This is a genomic window from Serratia sp. 2C06 (genome assembly GCF_050037615.1).
Classification (GTDB): Bacteria; Pseudomonadota; Gammaproteobacteria; order Enterobacterales; family Enterobacteriaceae; genus Serratia; species Serratia ureilytica.
Genome location: NZ_CP188299.1, coordinates 4,210,123 through 4,225,097, shown reverse-complemented (window position 1 = coordinate 4,225,097; position 14,975 = coordinate 4,210,123). Strand labels below are relative to the sequence as shown.

The 14,975-nt window shown below is 61.4% G+C and carries 13 protein-coding genes; all 13 read left to right on the top strand.

Annotated features, from left to right (window positions below; translation table 11 throughout):
• Nucleotides 1–22: 22 nt before the first annotated feature.
• The 13 genes from motA to ACP3TA_RS20705 all read left to right on the top strand — a co-directional run bounded on the left by motA (nucleotide 23) and on the right by ACP3TA_RS20705 (nucleotide 14,975).
• Nucleotides 23–913, top strand: coding sequence for a flagellar motor stator protein MotA (gene motA, locus ACP3TA_RS20765; RefSeq protein WP_015378266.1), 891 nt, complete (start codon nucleotides 23–25; stop codon nucleotides 911–913).
• Entirely contained in the window at nucleotides 910–1,974 is a 1,065-nt protein-coding gene (gene motB, locus ACP3TA_RS20760) for a flagellar motor protein MotB (protein ID WP_206196321.1), read from the top strand. The genes motA and motB overlap by 4 nt, the downstream gene beginning before the upstream one ends.
• On the top strand, nucleotides 1,971–3,986 hold the full coding sequence (gene cheA / locus ACP3TA_RS20755) for a chemotaxis protein CheA (protein ID WP_033643535.1): 2,016 nt from the start codon (nucleotides 1,971–1,973) through the stop codon (nucleotides 3,984–3,986). The genes motB and cheA overlap by 4 nt, the downstream gene beginning before the upstream one ends.
• A gap of 32 nt (nucleotides 3,987–4,018) precedes the next feature.
• The gene (gene cheW / locus ACP3TA_RS20750; protein ID WP_025303271.1) at nucleotides 4,019–4,519 is read left to right on the top strand and encodes a chemotaxis protein CheW; all 501 of its coding nucleotides are present in this window, start codon (nucleotides 4,019–4,021) and stop codon (nucleotides 4,517–4,519) included.
• Between the two features lie 195 nt (nucleotides 4,520–4,714).
• On the top strand, nucleotides 4,715–6,385 hold the full coding sequence (gene tsr, locus ACP3TA_RS20745) for a methyl-accepting chemotaxis protein (RefSeq protein WP_033643534.1): 1,671 nt from the start codon (nucleotides 4,715–4,717) through the stop codon (nucleotides 6,383–6,385).
• Between the two features lie 75 nt (nucleotides 6,386–6,460).
• A complete protein-coding gene (locus ACP3TA_RS20740) occupies nucleotides 6,461–8,077 on the top strand; it encodes a methyl-accepting chemotaxis protein (RefSeq protein WP_033650861.1) in 1,617 nt (538 codons plus the stop codon).
• A gap of 37 nt (nucleotides 8,078–8,114) precedes the next feature.
• Entirely contained in the window at nucleotides 8,115–8,987 is an 873-nt protein-coding gene (gene cheR / locus ACP3TA_RS20735) for a protein-glutamate O-methyltransferase CheR (protein WP_025159837.1), read from the top strand.
• Nucleotides 8,987–10,036, top strand: coding sequence for a protein-glutamate methylesterase/protein-glutamine glutaminase (locus ACP3TA_RS20730; protein WP_033643532.1), 1,050 nt, complete (start codon nucleotides 8,987–8,989; stop codon nucleotides 10,034–10,036). The genes cheR and ACP3TA_RS20730 overlap by 1 nt, the downstream gene beginning before the upstream one ends.
• A 102-nt stretch (nucleotides 10,037–10,138) precedes the next feature.
• Nucleotides 10,139–10,528 carry a chemotaxis response regulator CheY gene (gene cheY / locus ACP3TA_RS20725; RefSeq protein ID WP_004934862.1) on the top strand — a complete coding sequence of 130 codons (390 nt, stop codon included), beginning with the start codon at nucleotides 10,139–10,141 and terminating at the stop codon, nucleotides 10,526–10,528.
• 10 nt (nucleotides 10,529–10,538) lie between these two features.
• On the top strand, nucleotides 10,539–11,183 hold the full coding sequence (cheZ, locus tag ACP3TA_RS20720; protein ID WP_004934858.1) for a protein phosphatase CheZ: 645 nt from the start codon (nucleotides 10,539–10,541) through the stop codon (nucleotides 11,181–11,183).
• 165 nt (nucleotides 11,184–11,348) lie between these two features.
• Nucleotides 11,349–12,500 (top strand): flagellar biosynthesis protein FlhB, encoded by a 1,152-nt coding sequence (gene flhB / locus ACP3TA_RS20715; protein WP_033640021.1) that lies wholly within the window; start codon nucleotides 11,349–11,351, stop codon nucleotides 12,498–12,500.
• Nucleotides 12,493–14,571: a flagellar biosynthesis protein FlhA gene (gene flhA, locus ACP3TA_RS20710; protein ID WP_033643531.1), complete on the top strand. Its 2,079-nt coding sequence runs from the start codon at nucleotides 12,493–12,495 to the stop codon at nucleotides 14,569–14,571. Before flhB ends, flhA begins: the two co-directional genes overlap by 8 nt.
• Nucleotides 14,571–14,975, top strand: a complete 405-nt coding sequence (locus tag ACP3TA_RS20705) for a flagellar protein FlhE (protein WP_033643530.1) — start codon at nucleotides 14,571–14,573, stop codon at nucleotides 14,973–14,975. The genes flhA and ACP3TA_RS20705 overlap by 1 nt, the downstream gene beginning before the upstream one ends.

Genomic DNA, 14,975 nt, shown 5'->3' with positions numbered 1-14,975 from the left:
ATTGTTAATTTAAGGAATGCGTGTGCTAGTTATTTTGGGTTATCTCGTGGTATTGGGTGCGGTGTTTGGCGGCTACCTGATCGTGGGCGGTCATCTCGGTGCGTTATATCAGCCGGCGGAGTTTCTGATTATCGGCGGGGCGGGGGTCGGCGCTTTCATCGTCGGCAACAACGGCAAGGCGATCAAAGCGACGCTGCGCGCCCTGCCGCGCCTGATGCGCCGTTCCAAATACAACAAAGATCTGTATATGGATCTGATGGCGTTGCTGTTCCGTCTGCTGGCCAAATCGCGTCAGCAGGGCATGCTGTCGCTCGAGTTCGATATCGATAATCCGCAAGAAAGTGAAATTTTCTCTAATTATCCGCGCATCCTTGCCGATAACACCCTGGTGGAGTTCATTACCGACTATTTACGGCTGATGGTGAGCGGCAATATGAATGCGTTCGAGATCGAAGCGCTGATGGACGAAGAGATCGAAACCTACGAGCAGGAAAGCGAAGTGCCCGCCGGCAGTCTGGCGATGGTGGGCGACTCCTTGCCGGCGTTCGGCATCGTCGCGGCGGTGATGGGGGTGGTGCACGCCCTGGCTTCGGCTGACCGTCCGGCCGCTGAACTGGGCGCGCTGATCGCTAACGCCATGGTCGGTACTTTCCTCGGCATTTTGCTGGCCTACGGCTTCATCTCGCCGCTGGCGACGTTGCTGCGTCAGAAGAGCGCCGAAAACGTCAAGATGATGCAGTGCATCAAAGTCACGCTGTTGTCGAGCCTGAACGGTTACGCGCCGCAGATCGCGGTCGAGTTCGGCCGTAAAACGCTGTATACCACCGAACGTCCTTCTTTCGTTGAGCTGGAAGAACACGTGCGCCGCGTGAAAGCGCCGGCGCAGCAGGCGACGGAAGAAGAAGAAGCATGAAACAGAATCATCCGGTCGTTTTGGTCAGAAAGCGCAAGTCGCATCATGCCGCCCATCACGGCGGCTCCTGGAAGATCGCTTATGCCGACTTTATGACGGCGATGATGGCGTTCTTCCTGGTGATGTGGCTGCTGGCGATCGCCAGCCCGCAGGAGCTGACGCAAATCGCCGAATACTTCCGCACGCCGCTCAAGGTTGCCCTGACCAGCGGCGACAAGAGCAGTTCCGAAAGCAGCCCCATTCCTGGCGGCGGCGACGATCCAACGCAACAGCATGGCCTGGTGAAAAAACAGGTCGATTCGCCGGACTCGCGCGCCGAAGAGCTGCGCCTGAACAAGCTGCGTGAAAAGCTGGATGAGTTGATTGAGTCCGATCCGCGCCTGAAGGCGCTGCGACCGCATCTGTTGATCAACATGATGGACGAAGGGCTGCGCATCCAGATTATCGATAGCCAGAACCGGCCGATGTTCAAAACCGGCAGTGCGCAGGTCGAGAGCTACATGCGCGATATTCTGCGGGCGATAGCGCCGATCCTTAACGACTTGCCGAACAAAATCAGCCTGTCCGGCCACACCGATGACATCCCTTACGCCACCGGCGAACGCGGCTACAGCAACTGGGAACTGTCGGCCGATCGCGCCAACGCGTCGCGACGCGAGCTGATCGCCGGCGGCCTGGCGGAAGGTAAAGTGCTGCGGGTGGTAGGCATGGCGGCCACCATGAGCCTGAAACAGCATGGCGCCGATGATGCGATTAACCGCCGCATCACCGTACTGGTGTTGAACAAGCAAACGCAAGAGGGCATCGAGCACGAAAATGCCGAAAGCAACGCGCTGGATATTGCCCAGCCGGACAGCCTGAAGCAGCTGGCGCCGTCGGCGACCGCGCCGGCCAGCCAAGCGCCGGAATCCTCGACGACAGCCCCGGAACCCGCGGCACCAACGCCGAGCGTTCCCCCGCAGGCGTCCCCGGCGATAGCCCCGGCCGACCAGGCGCCGGAACCACCGGCGGCCGCACCCGCACCGACTAACCGCGACTCACAGCCAGAGGTGACCCCGTGAGCATGGACATTAGCGATTTTTATCAGACCTTCTTTGATGAGGCGGACGAGTTGCTGGCCGACATGGAGCAACACCTGCTGGAGCTGGATCCGTTGGCCCCCGATATCGAGCCGTTGAACGCCATCTTCCGCGCGGCGCATTCGATCAAGGGCGGCGCGGCGACCTTTGGTTTTTCGGTGCTGCAGGAAACCACCCATCTGCTGGAGAACCTGCTGGACGGTGCAAGACGCCAGGAAATGAGCCTGAGCACCGAGATTATCAACCTGTTTCTGGAAACCAAAGACATTATGCAGGAGCAACTGGACGCCTATAAAACCTCGCAACAGCCTGACGCTGAAAGCTTTGAATACATTTGCCAGGCGCTGCGTCAGCTGGCGTTGGAAGCGCAACAGCAGCAGGAGGCGCCTGCGGCTCAACCCGCCGTTCAGCAGCCGGTCGCTCAGCCATCGGCCGCGCCGGCGGCGATCGAAGGCGGCATGCGCATCAGCCTGAACGGGCTGAAAGCCAGTGAAATCCCCTTGATGTTGGAAGAGCTGGGCAACCTCGGCGAAGTTAAAGACCCGCATCAGACGGAACACAGCCTGGACGTGACGTTGCTCACCTCCGCCAGCGAAGACGACATCAGCGCCGTGCTGTGCTTCGTGCTGGAACCGGAACAAATCAGCTTCTCGACGCCGACGCAAAGCGCGCCGGCCGTCGCGGAGGCGAACTTGCCGGAGACGGTCGCTGCGCCGGAACCGGCGCCGGTCGCCAGCGCTGCGCTGCCTGCCGCCAAACCGGCGGCCGCAGCGGCCGAAGCGCCGAAAGCACGCGCCAAGGCGAGCGAATCTACCAGCATTCGCGTAGCGGTGGAAAAGGTGGATCAGCTGATCAACCTGGTGGGCGAGCTGGTGATCACCCAGTCGATGCTGGCGCAACGTTCCGGCACGCTGGATCCGGTGAACCACGGCGATCTGCTGAACAGCATGAGCCAGCTGGAGCGTAACGCACGCGATCTGCAGGAGTCGGTGATGTCGATCCGCATGATGCCGATGGAATACGTCTTCAGCCGCTACCCGCGTCTGGTGCGCGATCTGGCCGGCAAGCTGAACAAACAGGTGGAGCTGACGCTGCAGGGCAGCTCGACCGAACTGGACAAGAGCCTGATCGAACGGATTATCGACCCGTTGACGCACCTGGTGCGCAACAGCCTCGATCACGGTATCGAAGAGCCGGCCACCCGCATCGCCGCCGGTAAATCGGCGGTGGGCAATCTGGTGCTGTCGGCCGAACACCAGGGTGGCAACATCTGTATTGAGGTCATCGACGACGGCGCCGGTCTGAACCGCGAAAAAATTCTCGCCAAGGCCGCTTCGCAAGGGCTGGCGGTGAGCGACAGCATGAGCGACGAAGAGGTCGGCATGCTGATCTTCGCGCCGGGCTTCTCCACCGCCGAGCAGGTGACCGACGTTTCCGGCCGCGGCGTCGGCATGGACGTGGTGAAAAGAAATATTCAGGAGATGGGCGGCCACGTCGAGATCCGTTCGCAGGCCGGTAAAGGCACCACCATCCGCATTCTGCTGCCGTTGACGCTGGCGATCCTCGACGGCATGTCGGTCAAAGTGAACGACGAAGTCTTTATTCTGCCGCTGAACGCGGTGATGGAATCGCTGCAGCCGCAGGCGGAAGACTTGCACCCGCTGGCCGGCGGCGAGCGCGTGCTGCAGGTGCGCGGCGAATACCTGCCGCTGGTGGAACTGTATCGGGTATTCGAAGTGGAAGGCGCCAAAACCGACGCCACCCAGGGCATTGTGGTGATCCTGCAAAGCGCCGGCCGCCGCTATGCGTTGCTGGTGGATCAGCTGATTGGCCAGCATCAGGTGGTGGTGAAGAATCTGGAAAGCAACTACCGCAAAGTGCCGGGCATTTCCGCCGCGACCATTTTGGGCGACGGCAGCGTGGCCTTGATCGTCGATGTCTCGGCGTTGCAAACCTTGAACCGTGAAAAGCGTCTGACGGACGCCGCCGCATAATAATGAGTTTATTGATTTAAAAGGTGAATGATATGGCAGGATTGGCAGCCGTCAGCAAATTGGCTGGCGAAACGGTAGGGCAAGAGTTTCTGATTTTTACCCTGGGCAACGAGGAGTACGGCATCGACATCCTCAAGGTGCAGGAAATTCGCGGCTACGATCAGGTGACCCGCATCGCCAACACCCCGGCGTTCATCAAGGGCGTCACCAACCTGCGCGGCGTGATTGTTCCCATCATCGATCTGCGGGTGAAATTCTCCCAGCAGAGCGTTTCCTACGATGAGAACACCGTGGTGATCGTGTTGAACTTTGGCCAGCGCGTGGTGGGCATCGTGGTTGACGGCGTCTCCGACGTGCTGTCATTGACCGCCGAGCAGATCCGTCCGGCGCCGGAGTTCGCGGTGACTCTGGCGACCGAATACCTCACCGGCCTCGGTTCGCTGGGCGAGCGCATGTTGATCCTGGTGGATATCGAAAAGCTGCTGAGCAGCGAAGAGATGTCGCTGGTCGACAGCGTGGCGAAAAGCGTCTGATCCAAGACTCAAGGGGGCAGGGCGCTGCCCCCTTCAACCTTCACGTTCCCTGACCTGTCGCGATGCCGCCCGCCGCGCCCGGAACCCCCACTAAAAATAGTTACTTTCCCGCATAAAGTTTTGCCGCGCTGCGCCGATAACTCTCACATTCAACGTCATCAGAGCCTGTCTGCGCGGGCTTCAACAAGGGAAATCATGTTAAATCGTATGAAGGTGGTCACCAGCCTGTTGCTGGTGTTGGTGCTGTTTGGCGCCTTGCAGTTGATTTCGGGCGGACTCTTTTTCTCCTCGCTGAAAAGCGATAAGGAAAACTTTACCGTCCTGCAAACTATTCGTCAGCAGCAGCTGCAGCTGAGCGAAAGCCGCGTTGACCTGCTGCAGGCGCGCAACTCCCTGAACCGTGCCGGTATTCGCTACATGATGGATACCAACAAGATCGGCAGCGGCGCCACCATTGATGAACTGCTGGCCAAGGCGAAGGAAGAGCTGGGCGAAGCGGAAAGACACTATGCCGCGTACGAGAAAATCCCTCAGGACCCGCGTCAGGATCCTCAGGCGGCGGAACGCCTCAAGCATCAGTACGATGTGCTGTACGGCGCGCTCTCCGAGCTGATCCAACTGCTGGGCGAAGGCAAAATCAACGCGTTCTTCGATCAACCTACGCAGAGTTACCAGGACAACTTTGAGCAGAGCTACAACGTTTACCTGGAGCAAAACGGCAAGCTGTACCAAATCGCGGTCGACGGCAGCAACAGCTCATACAACTCGGCCATCTGGACGCTGATCGTGATCCTGGTGGTGGTGCTGGCGGTGATCGTACTGGTCTGGACCGGTATCCATCACATCCTGGTACGCCCGCTGAACCGCATGATCGAGCACATCAAACAGATCGCCGCCGGCGACCTGACTCAGCAGATCGTCGTCAACAGCCGCAACGAAATGGGCGTGCTGGCGGCCAGCCTGAAACACATGCAAGGCGAACTGATTGAAACCGTCAGCGGCGTGCGCCAGGGCGCAGACGCCATCTACAGCGGCGCGTCCGAAATCGCCGCGGGCAACAACGATCTCTCTTCCCGCACCGAGCAGCAGGCCGCGTCGCTGGAAGAGACCGCCGCCAGCATGGAACAGCTGACCGCGACGGTGAAACAGAACGCCGAAAACGCGCGTCAGGCTTCGCAACTGGCGCTGAGCGCCTCTGAAACCGCGCAGAAAGGCGGCAAGGTCGTGGCTAACGTGGTGCAGACCATGCATGACATCGCCGGCAGCTCGCAGAAGATCGCCGATATCACCGGCGTGATCGACGGCATTGCCTTCCAGACTAACATCCTGGCGCTGAACGCCGCGGTGGAAGCGGCGCGCGCCGGCGAGCAGGGCCGTGGCTTCGCGGTGGTGGCCGGTGAAGTGCGTAACCTGGCGCAGCGCAGCGCACAGGCGGCGAAAGAGATCAAAGGCCTGATCGAAGATTCGGTCAGCCGCGTCGATATGGGTTCCGTGCTGGTCGAGAGCGCCGGGGAAACCATGGGCGACATCGTCAACGCCGTCACCCGCGTGACCGACATCATGGGCGAAATCGCCTCGGCGTCGGACGAGCAGAGCCGCGGCATCGATCAGGTTGGCCAGGCGGTGGCGGAAATGGACCGCGTCACCCAGCAGAACGCCTCGTTGGTGGAAGAATCCGCCTCGGCGGCGGCGGCGCTGGAAGAACAGGCCAGCATGCTGACCCAGTCGGTAGCGGTATTCCGTCTGAGGCAGGAAGGCCAGGAAGAATTTAAAGCGCCTGTCACCAGCAAGGCGACGGTAACACCGGTAATCAATCATAAGAAAATGAACGCCAGCGATCTGCAGGATAACTGGGAAACGTTCTGACCGGTATCGGGCCTCTCTCGCAGAGGCCCTTTTCCCTACGTAGGCCGGTCGCCGGCCGGCTGCAAGGAGGTTCAAGTGTTTAACCGAATCCGTATCTCTACCAGCTTATTCCTGTTGTTGATGACCTTCTGCATTCTGCAGTTGGCCAGCAGCGGCCTGTCGTATTCCGCGTTTCGCTCCGATAACCACAACCTCGACATCATCACCCTCGGCAGCCAGCAGCGCGATTCGCTCAGCCTGAGCTGGGTGTCGCTGTTGCAGGCGCGCAATACGCTGAACCGCGCCGGCACCCGCGCGGCGCTGAAACTGCCGCAGGAGCAGGTGAACGAGCTGATGAGCAACGCCCGCAGTTCGCTGCAGAAGGCCGATCTCTATTTCAATCAGTTTATGGCGGTTGAACGCAGCAGTGAACAGCAGAACCAGCAGACGGCCACCACCAAGGCCAGCTACGAGCGGCTGCGCGGCGCGCTGCGCGAGCTGATCGGTTTCCTGGAAAAGGGCGAGCTGCAGGCGTTTATGGATCAGCCGACGCAGAAAACCCAGGACCTGTTCGAGGCCGACTTCGTGCAGTACCTGCAGTTGGTGAACGGTGACATCAGCGAGGCCAGAGACGCTAATCAGTTCTCCTTCACGCTGGCGGGCCTGATGTTGGCGGGGGCGGTATTGATGCTGATCGTGGTGACCGGCAGCGCCATGTGGTGGTTGCGCACCATGCTGATACAGCCGCTGAACCAAATCCGCAGCCACTTTGAACGCATCGCCGCCGGCGATCTGGCGACGCCGATTCAGGTGTACGGCCGTAATGAAATCAGCATGCTGTTCGCCAGCCTGCAACGAACGCAGCAGTCGCTGATCGGCACCGTCGGCGCGGTGCGCGACGGGGCGGAGTCGATTCTGATCGGCCTGCAGGAGATCGCCGAAGGCAACAACGATCTCTCTTCCCGCACCGAGCAGCAGGCCGCGTCGCTGGAAGAAACCGCCGCCAGCATGGAACAGCTGACCGCGACGGTGAAACAGAACGCCGACAATGCGCGGCAGGCGTCTCAGCTAGCGCGTGACGCCTCGGCCACCGCGGCCAAGGGCGGCGAACTGGCCGGTGACGTGGTCACCACCATGCACGATATTGCCAACAGTTCGCAGAAAATCGGCGCCATCACCAGCGTGATCGACGGCATCGCCTTCCAGACCAACATTCTGGCGCTCAATGCGGCGGTGGAAGCGGCGCGCGCCGGCGAACAGGGGCGGGGTTTCGCGGTGGTCGCCGGTGAAGTGCGCAACCTGGCGAGCCGCAGCGCTCAGGCGGCGAAAGAGATCAAGGTGCTGATCGACGAATCGGTCAGCCGCGTCAAACACGGCTCGGTGCTGGTGGAAAACTCCGGCGCCACCATGCAGGACATTGTGCGTTCGGTAACTCGCGTGACCGACATCATGGGCGAGATCGCGTCGGCTTCGGATGAACAAAGCCGCGGCATCGAACAGGTGACGCAGGCGGTGACCCAGATGGACCAGGTTACCCAGCAGAACGCTGCGCTGGTGGAAGAGTCCGCTTCTGCCGCCACCGCGCTGGAAGAGCAGGCCATTACCCTGGCCGACGCGGTCGCGGTATTCCGTCTGGCGGACGATAACGTCGTCGCGCCAGGTAACAGCAACAACGCAGTTTCACCCGTGGTAAAGGAAGCCCAAGATTGTTAAACCGCATAAACAGCACGTTTTTCTCCGGTGAGGCGGCATGAAACAGGCACCGTCAACTTCTAACCGGGATACTGCGTCGATGTTGACGCAAATGGTGCAGCGCCTGCCGCTGTCGGACGTGCATTTTCGCCGTATCAGCCAGTTGATTTATCAACGCGCCGGCATCGTGCTGGCGGAGCATAAGCGCGAGATGGTTTACAACCGCCTGGTGCGCCGGTTGCGGCTGCTGGGATTGCACGATTTCGGCGACTATCTGGCGCTGCTGGAAAGCGATCCGAACAGCGCGGAGTGGCAGGCGTTCATCAACGCATTGACCACCAACCTGACGGCATTTTTCCGCGAGGCGCATCACTTCCCGATCCTGGCGGAGCATGCGCGCTCGCGGCCGAACGGCTACAGCGTCTGGAGCACTGCGGCCTCGACCGGCGAAGAGCCGTATTCGATCGCCATCACGCTGAGCGATGCCCTGGGGCAGCGGGCCGGCAGTTGCCAGGTCTGGGCCAGCGACATCGACACGCAGGTGTTGGAAAAAGCGGAAGCGGGCGTTTACCGCCAGGAAGATCTGCGCACCCTGACGCCGACCCAAATGCAGCGCTATTTTCTGCGCGGCACCGGGCCGCATCAGGGGCTGGTGCGCGTGCGGCCGGAACTGGCGGCGCGGGTGAACTTCCAGCCGTTGAACCTGCTGGCGCCGGAATGGGCGCTGCCGGGGCAATTTGACGCCATTTTTTGCCGCAACGTCATGATCTATTTCGATAAGGCGACGCAGGAGCGCATCCTGCGCCGCTTCGTTCCCTTGCTTAAGCCGGGGGGGCTGATGTTCGCCGGCCACTCCGAGAACTTCAGCCAGATCAGCCGGGATTTCTACTTGCGTGGGCAGACCGTGTATGGGCTGACCAAGGAGAGGTAATGAGTAAAATCAGAGTGTTATGCGTAGACGATTCGGCACTGATGCGTCAGCTGATGACGGAAATCGTGAACGGCCACCCCGACATGGAAATGGTGGCGACCGCGCCGGATCCGCTGGTGGCGCGCGATCTGATCAAAAAATTTAATCCTCAGGTGCTGACGCTGGACGTCGAGATGCCACGCATGGACGGGCTGGATTTCCTCGAGAAGCTGATGCGCCTGCGGCCGATGCCGGTAGTGATGGTTTCTTCGCTGACCGGTAAAGGCTCGGAGATCACGCTGCGAGCGCTGGAGCTGGGCGCGGTGGATTTCGTTACCAAACCGCAGCTCGGCATTCGCGAGGGCATGTTGGCCTACAGCGAACTGATCGCCGAGAAGATCCGCACCGCCGCCAGAGCGCGCCTGCCGCAGCGATCCAGCAGCCCGGCGCCGGCGATCCTCAGCCATGCGCCGCTGCTGAGCAGTGAAAAACTGATCGCCATCGGTGCTTCCACCGGCGGCACCGAAGCGATCCGCCAGGTGCTACAGCCGCTGCCGGCCACCAGTCCGGCGCTGCTGATCACCCAGCACATGCCGCCGGGGTTCACCCGTTCGTTCGCCGAACGGCTGAACAAGCTGTGCCAGATCACGGTGAAAGAAGCGGAGGACGGCGAGCGCGTACTGCCGGGCCATGCTTACATCGCCCCGGGGGATCGCCACCTGGAGCTGGCGCGCAGCGGCGCCAACTATCAGGTGAAGCTGCATGACGGCCCGGCGGTCAACCGCCATCGTCCGTCGGTCGACGTGCTGTTCCGCTCGGTAGCGCAATATGCCGGCCGCAATGCGGTGGGGGTGATCCTCACCGGCATGGGGAACGACGGGGCGGCGGGGATGCTGGAGATGCACCGCGCCGGGGCCTATACCCTGGCGCAGAACGAGGCGAGCTGTGTGGTGTTCGGCATGCCACGCGAGGCGATCGCCGGCGGCGGCGTCAGCGAAGTGGTCGAGTTGGACAGGATGAGCCAGCGCATGCTGGCGCAGATTTCCGGCGGCCAGGCATTGCGCATTTGATTTCAGTCCGCAGGGTTTGCCCGGCGGCGATATGACCTACGGTCGCCGCGCGGCGGCCTGCGGTTTTGCATCATTAAACGGTTAACTATTTCAGGAGTAACAATGGCAGACAAGAACCTCAGATTTCTGGTTGTGGACGACTTCTCCACCATGCGCCGCATCGTCAGAAATTTGCTGAAAGAGCTGGGCTTCAACAACGTCGAAGAAGCTGAAGATGGCGCAGATGCGCTGAACAAGCTGCGCGCCGGCGGTTTCGACTTCGTGGTGTCCGACTGGAACATGCCGAACATGGACGGGCTCGAACTGTTGCAGACCATCCGCGCCGATAGCGCGCTGGCCGCGATGCCGGTGCTGATGGTGACGGCGGAAGCCAAGAAAGAAAATATCATCGCGGCGGCGCAGGCCGGCGCCAGCGGTTATGTAGTGAAACCTTTTACGGCGGCGACGCTGGAAGAAAAGCTCAACAAGATTTTTGAAAAATTGGGCATGTAAGGAGAGGGCGATGAGAGACATTCCAATGCCTGCCAGCGATGCAGCGACCGCGGGAGAGATCATCTCCCGCATCGGCCAACTGACCCGAATGCTGCGCGACAGCATGCGCGAACTGGGGCTCGATCAGGCGATTGCCCAGGCGGCAGAGGCGATCCCGGATGCGCGCGACCGTCTTGACTATGTCGTAACCATGACGGCGCAGGCGGCGGAACGGGCGTTGAACTGCGTGGAGGCGGCGCAACCGCGCCAGGCGGAGCTGGAGTCCGGCGCCAACGCGTTGAAAGGGCGCTGGGACGAGTGGTTCGCCAATCCCATCGAACTGGACGACGCGCGTTCTCTGGTCAACGACACGCGTCAGTATCTGGATCAGGTGCCGGGCCATACGGCCTTCACCAACGCTCAGCTGCTGGAAATCATGATGGCGCAGGACTTCCAGGATCTGACCGGTCAGGTGATCAAGCGCATGATGGACGTGGTGCAGGAGATCGAAAAGCAGCTGCTGATGGTGCTGATGGAAAACATGCCGGAGCAGCCGGTGAAGGAAAAACGGCCGAACGACAGCCTGCTGAACGGCCCGCAACTCGACCAGAACGGCGTCGGCGTGATCGCCAACCAGGCGCAGGTCGACGATCTGCTCGACAGCCTCGGTTTCTGAGGTCTTTCGGGGCGCGCGACGGCGCGCCCCGACAACAAGCCACGCAGTTTTGGTCTCATCCCCTAAATAACCCGCCTTTTTCCCCGTTGTTCCGCCAATGACATCGCCAATTTTTTGGCATGCTGACCGCCATTCTTTACCCTCCCGACACAGGAACGGCGTTTCGTGGCTGAAGACAGCGATCTGGAAAAAAGCGAGGCCCCCACGCCCCACAGGCTGGAGAAGGCGCGTGAAGACGGCCAGATCCCGCGCTCCCGCGAGCTGACCTCGGTACTGATGCTGCTCTCGGGCCTGGCGATCATCCTGATGTCCGGCAGCAACATGGCGCAACAGCTGGCGGCGATGCTCACGCAAGGGCTGAACTTTGACCACGGCATGGTCAGTAACGACAAGCAGATGCTTCGCCAACTGGGCATGTTGCTGCGTCAGGCGGTGCTGGCGCTGCTGCCGATCATGGCGGGGCTGGTGCTGGTAGCGCTCGCCGCGCCGATGCTGTTGGGGGGCATCTTGTTCAGCGGCAAGTCGATCAAGTTCGATATGAAGCGGCTAAACCCTCTGTCCGGGTTGAAACGCATCTTTTCCAGCCAGGTGTTGGCCGAGCTGCTGAAAGGGATCCTGAAAGCGACGTTGGTCGGCTGGGTCACCGGTCTTTATCTGTGGCACAACTGGGCGGCGATGCTGCATCTGATGACCCAGCAGCCGCTCGATGCGCTGGGCAATGCGCTGCAGATGATCCTGTTCTGCGGTTTTCTGGTGGTGCTGGGGCTGACGCCGATGGTGGCGTTCGACGTGTTCTATCAGCTGTGGAGCCACTTCAAAAAGCTGAAGATGACCAAGCAGGATATTCGCGACGAATTCAAGGATCAGGAAGGGGACCCGCACGTCAAGGGGCGCATTCGTCAGCAGCAGCGGGCAATCGCCCGGCGCCGCATGATGGCCGATGTGCCCAAGGCGGACGTGATCGTCACCAACCCGACGCACTACGCCGTCGCGTTGCAGTACAACGACAAAAAAATGAGTGCGCCGAAGGTGCTGGCCAAGGGGGCCGGCGAAATCGCCTTGCGCATTCGCGAGCTCGGCGCGGAGCACCGCATTCCGATGCTGGAGGCGCCGCCGCTGGCGCGCGCGCTGTATCGGCACAGCGAGATTGGACAACACATTCCGGCCACCCTGTATGCCGCGGTCGCCGAAGTGCTGGCCTGGGTGTACCAACTGCGCCGCTGGCGGCGCGAGGGTGGCCTGATCCCGAAAAAACCTGAACGTTTACCGGTGCCGGAAGCACTGGATTTTGCAAGAGAGAGTGACTCTGATGGCTAATTTGGCCTCCCTGCTTCGTTTGCCGGGCAATTTTAAAGATACGCAGTGGCAGGTGCTGGCCGGCCCGGTGCTGATCCTGCTGATTTTGTCGATGATGGTGTTGCCGCTGCCGGCGTTTATCCTAGACCTGCTGTTTACCTTCAACATCGCGCTGTCGATCATGGTGCTGCTGGTGGCGATGTTCACCCAGCGTACGCTCGAGTTCGCCGCTTTCCCGACCATCCTGCTGTTCTCCACATTGCTGCGTTTGTCGCTCAACGTCGCCTCGACGCGCATCATCTTGCTGGAAGGCCACACCGGTTCCGCCGCCGCCGGGCGCGTGGTGGAAGCCTTCGGCCACTTCCTGGTGGGCGGCAACTTCGCCATCGGCATCGTGGTGTTCATCATCCTGGTGCTGATCAACTTTATGGTAATTACCAAAGGTGCAGGGCGTATCGCCGAAGTGGGCGCGCGCTTCGTGCTGGACGGCATGCCGGGTAAACAGATGGCGATCGACGCCGATTTGAACGCCGGATTGATTGGCGAAGACGAAGCGAAGAAACGCCGCGCCGAAGTGACCCAGGAGGCCGATTTTTACGGCTCGATGGACGGCGCCAGTAAATTCGTGCGCGGCGACGCCATCGCCGGCCTGATGATCATGGTGCTGAACGTGGTCGGCGGCCTGTTGGTCGGCGTGGTGCAACACGGCATGGAACTGGGGGCGGCGGCGGAAAGCTATACGCTGCTGACCATCGGTGACGGCCTGGTGGCGCAGATCCCGGCATTGGTGATCTCCACCGCCGCCGGTGTCATCGTCACTCGCGTCGCGACCGATCAGGATGTCGGCGAGCAGATGGTGGGCCAGCTGTTCAACAATCCGCGCGTGATGCTGCTGAGTGCCGGGGTGCTGGGCCTGCTGGGCCTGGTGCCGGGCATGCCGAACCTGGTGTTCCTGCTGTTTACCGCGGCTCTGCTGGGCCTCGCCTGGTGGCTGCGCGGCCGTGAACAACAGGCGCCGAAAACGGTGGAAGATCCGGTGATGCCGGAGAATCCGCAGGCCGCCGAGGCCAGCTGGGCCGACGTGCAGTTGGAAGATCCGCTGGGGATGGAAGTGGGCTACCGGTTGATTCCGATGGTCGACTTTCAACAGAACGGCGAGCTGCTTGGGCGTATCCGCGGGATCCGCAAGAAATTCGCCCAGGACATGGGTTATCTGCCGCCGGTGGTGCACATTCGCGACAACCTGGAACTGCCGCCAGCCAGCTATCGCATCCTGATGAAAGGCGTCGAGATCGGCAGCGGTGAAGCGCAGCCGGGCCGCTGGCTGGCGATCAACCCCGGCAATGCCGTGGGCGAGCTGGCGGGAGACAAAACCGTCGATCCCGCCTTCGGGCTGGAAGCGGTGTGGATAGACAGCGCCTTGCGCGAACAGGCGCAAATCCAGGGCTTTACCGTGGTGGAAGCCAGCACCGTGGTGGCGACGCACCTCAATCACCTGATAGGGCAGTTCGCCAGCGAGCTGTTCGGCCGCCAGGAGACCCAACAGCTGTTGGATCGCGTGTCGCAGGAGATGCCGAAGCTGACCGAAGACTTCGTGCCGGGCGTGGTGTCACTGACGACGCTGCACAAGGTGCTGCAAAATCTGCTCGCCGAGCGCGTGTCCATCCGCGATATGCGCACCATCGTCGAAACGCTGGCGGAACATGCCCCGGCGCAGAGCGATCCTTACGAATTGACCACCGTGGTGCGGGTGGCGCTGGGCCGGGCGATCACGCAGCAGTGGTTCCCGGGCAACGGCGAGATTCAGGTTATCGGCTTGGATACCCAGCTGGAGCGCCTGTTGTTGCAGGCGTTGCAGGGCGGCGGCGGTCTGGAGCCGGGGCTGGCTGACCGTCTGCTGGAGCAGGCGCGTCAGGCGCTGCAACGGCAAGAGATGCTCAGCGCGCCGCCGGTGCTGTTGGTTAACCATGCGCTGCGTCCTTTACTGGCGCGCTTCCTGCGTCGCAGCCTGCCGCAGCTCGTGGTGCTGTCCAACCTGGAGATCAACGACGATCGCCAGATTCGCATGACCTCGACCATTGGAGCCGCCTGATGAAACGCTGTCTGTCCTTGTTGTGTTTGCTGGCGCCGCTAGCCGCCGGCGCGGTGTCCGGCTCCTGGGTGGCTGAAGGGGCGGGGGTCACGCTGGAACAGGGCGGGATGCGCGATGAATCCGCCGGTTTGCGGCCGCCGAACGCGCTGCCGGATGCCAATGCGCGCATCACCAGCGTCAGCTGGCGCTACCGTTTGCTGGGGCCGGAGCCCGTGGGGCTGCAGGCCCAACTCTGCACGGTAAACCGCTGCATTCCGCTCGGCGGCGGCAGCGGCAGCAGCATCGGTCTGCAGGGCGAGCCGGCCAATGCGGAATTGCGTTTTGTCTATTACGTGCAGTCGCAAGGCGGGCTGAATCCGCCGCTGCGGGTGATTGGCAATCAGGTGATCGTCAATTATCAGTAA

Excerpts from the sequence above, each read along its gene's own strand:
- cheR (WP_025159837.1), top strand. The coding sequence starts at position 8,115 with ATGAAACAGGCACCGTCAACTTCTAACCGGGATACTGCGTCGATGTTG.
- flhA (WP_033643531.1), top strand. The coding sequence starts at position 12,493 with ATGGCTAATTTGGCCTCCCTGCTTCGTTTGCCGGGCAATTTTAAAGAT.
- cheZ (WP_004934858.1), top strand. The coding sequence starts at position 10,539 with ATGAGAGACATTCCAATGCCTGCCAGCGATGCAGCGACCGCGGGAGAG.
- ACP3TA_RS20705 (WP_033643530.1), top strand. The coding sequence starts at position 14,571 with ATGAAACGCTGTCTGTCCTTGTTGTGTTTGCTGGCGCCGCTAGCCGCC.
- motB (WP_206196321.1), top strand. The coding sequence starts at position 910 with ATGAAACAGAATCATCCGGTCGTTTTGGTCAGAAAGCGCAAGTCGCAT.
- cheY (WP_004934862.1), top strand. The coding sequence starts at position 10,139 with ATGGCAGACAAGAACCTCAGATTTCTGGTTGTGGACGACTTCTCCACC.
- cheW (WP_025303271.1), top strand. The coding sequence starts at position 4,019 with ATGGCAGGATTGGCAGCCGTCAGCAAATTGGCTGGCGAAACGGTAGGG.
- ACP3TA_RS20730 (WP_033643532.1), top strand. The coding sequence starts at position 8,987 with ATGAGTAAAATCAGAGTGTTATGCGTAGACGATTCGGCACTGATGCGT.
- tsr (WP_033643534.1), top strand. The coding sequence starts at position 4,715 with ATGTTAAATCGTATGAAGGTGGTCACCAGCCTGTTGCTGGTGTTGGTG.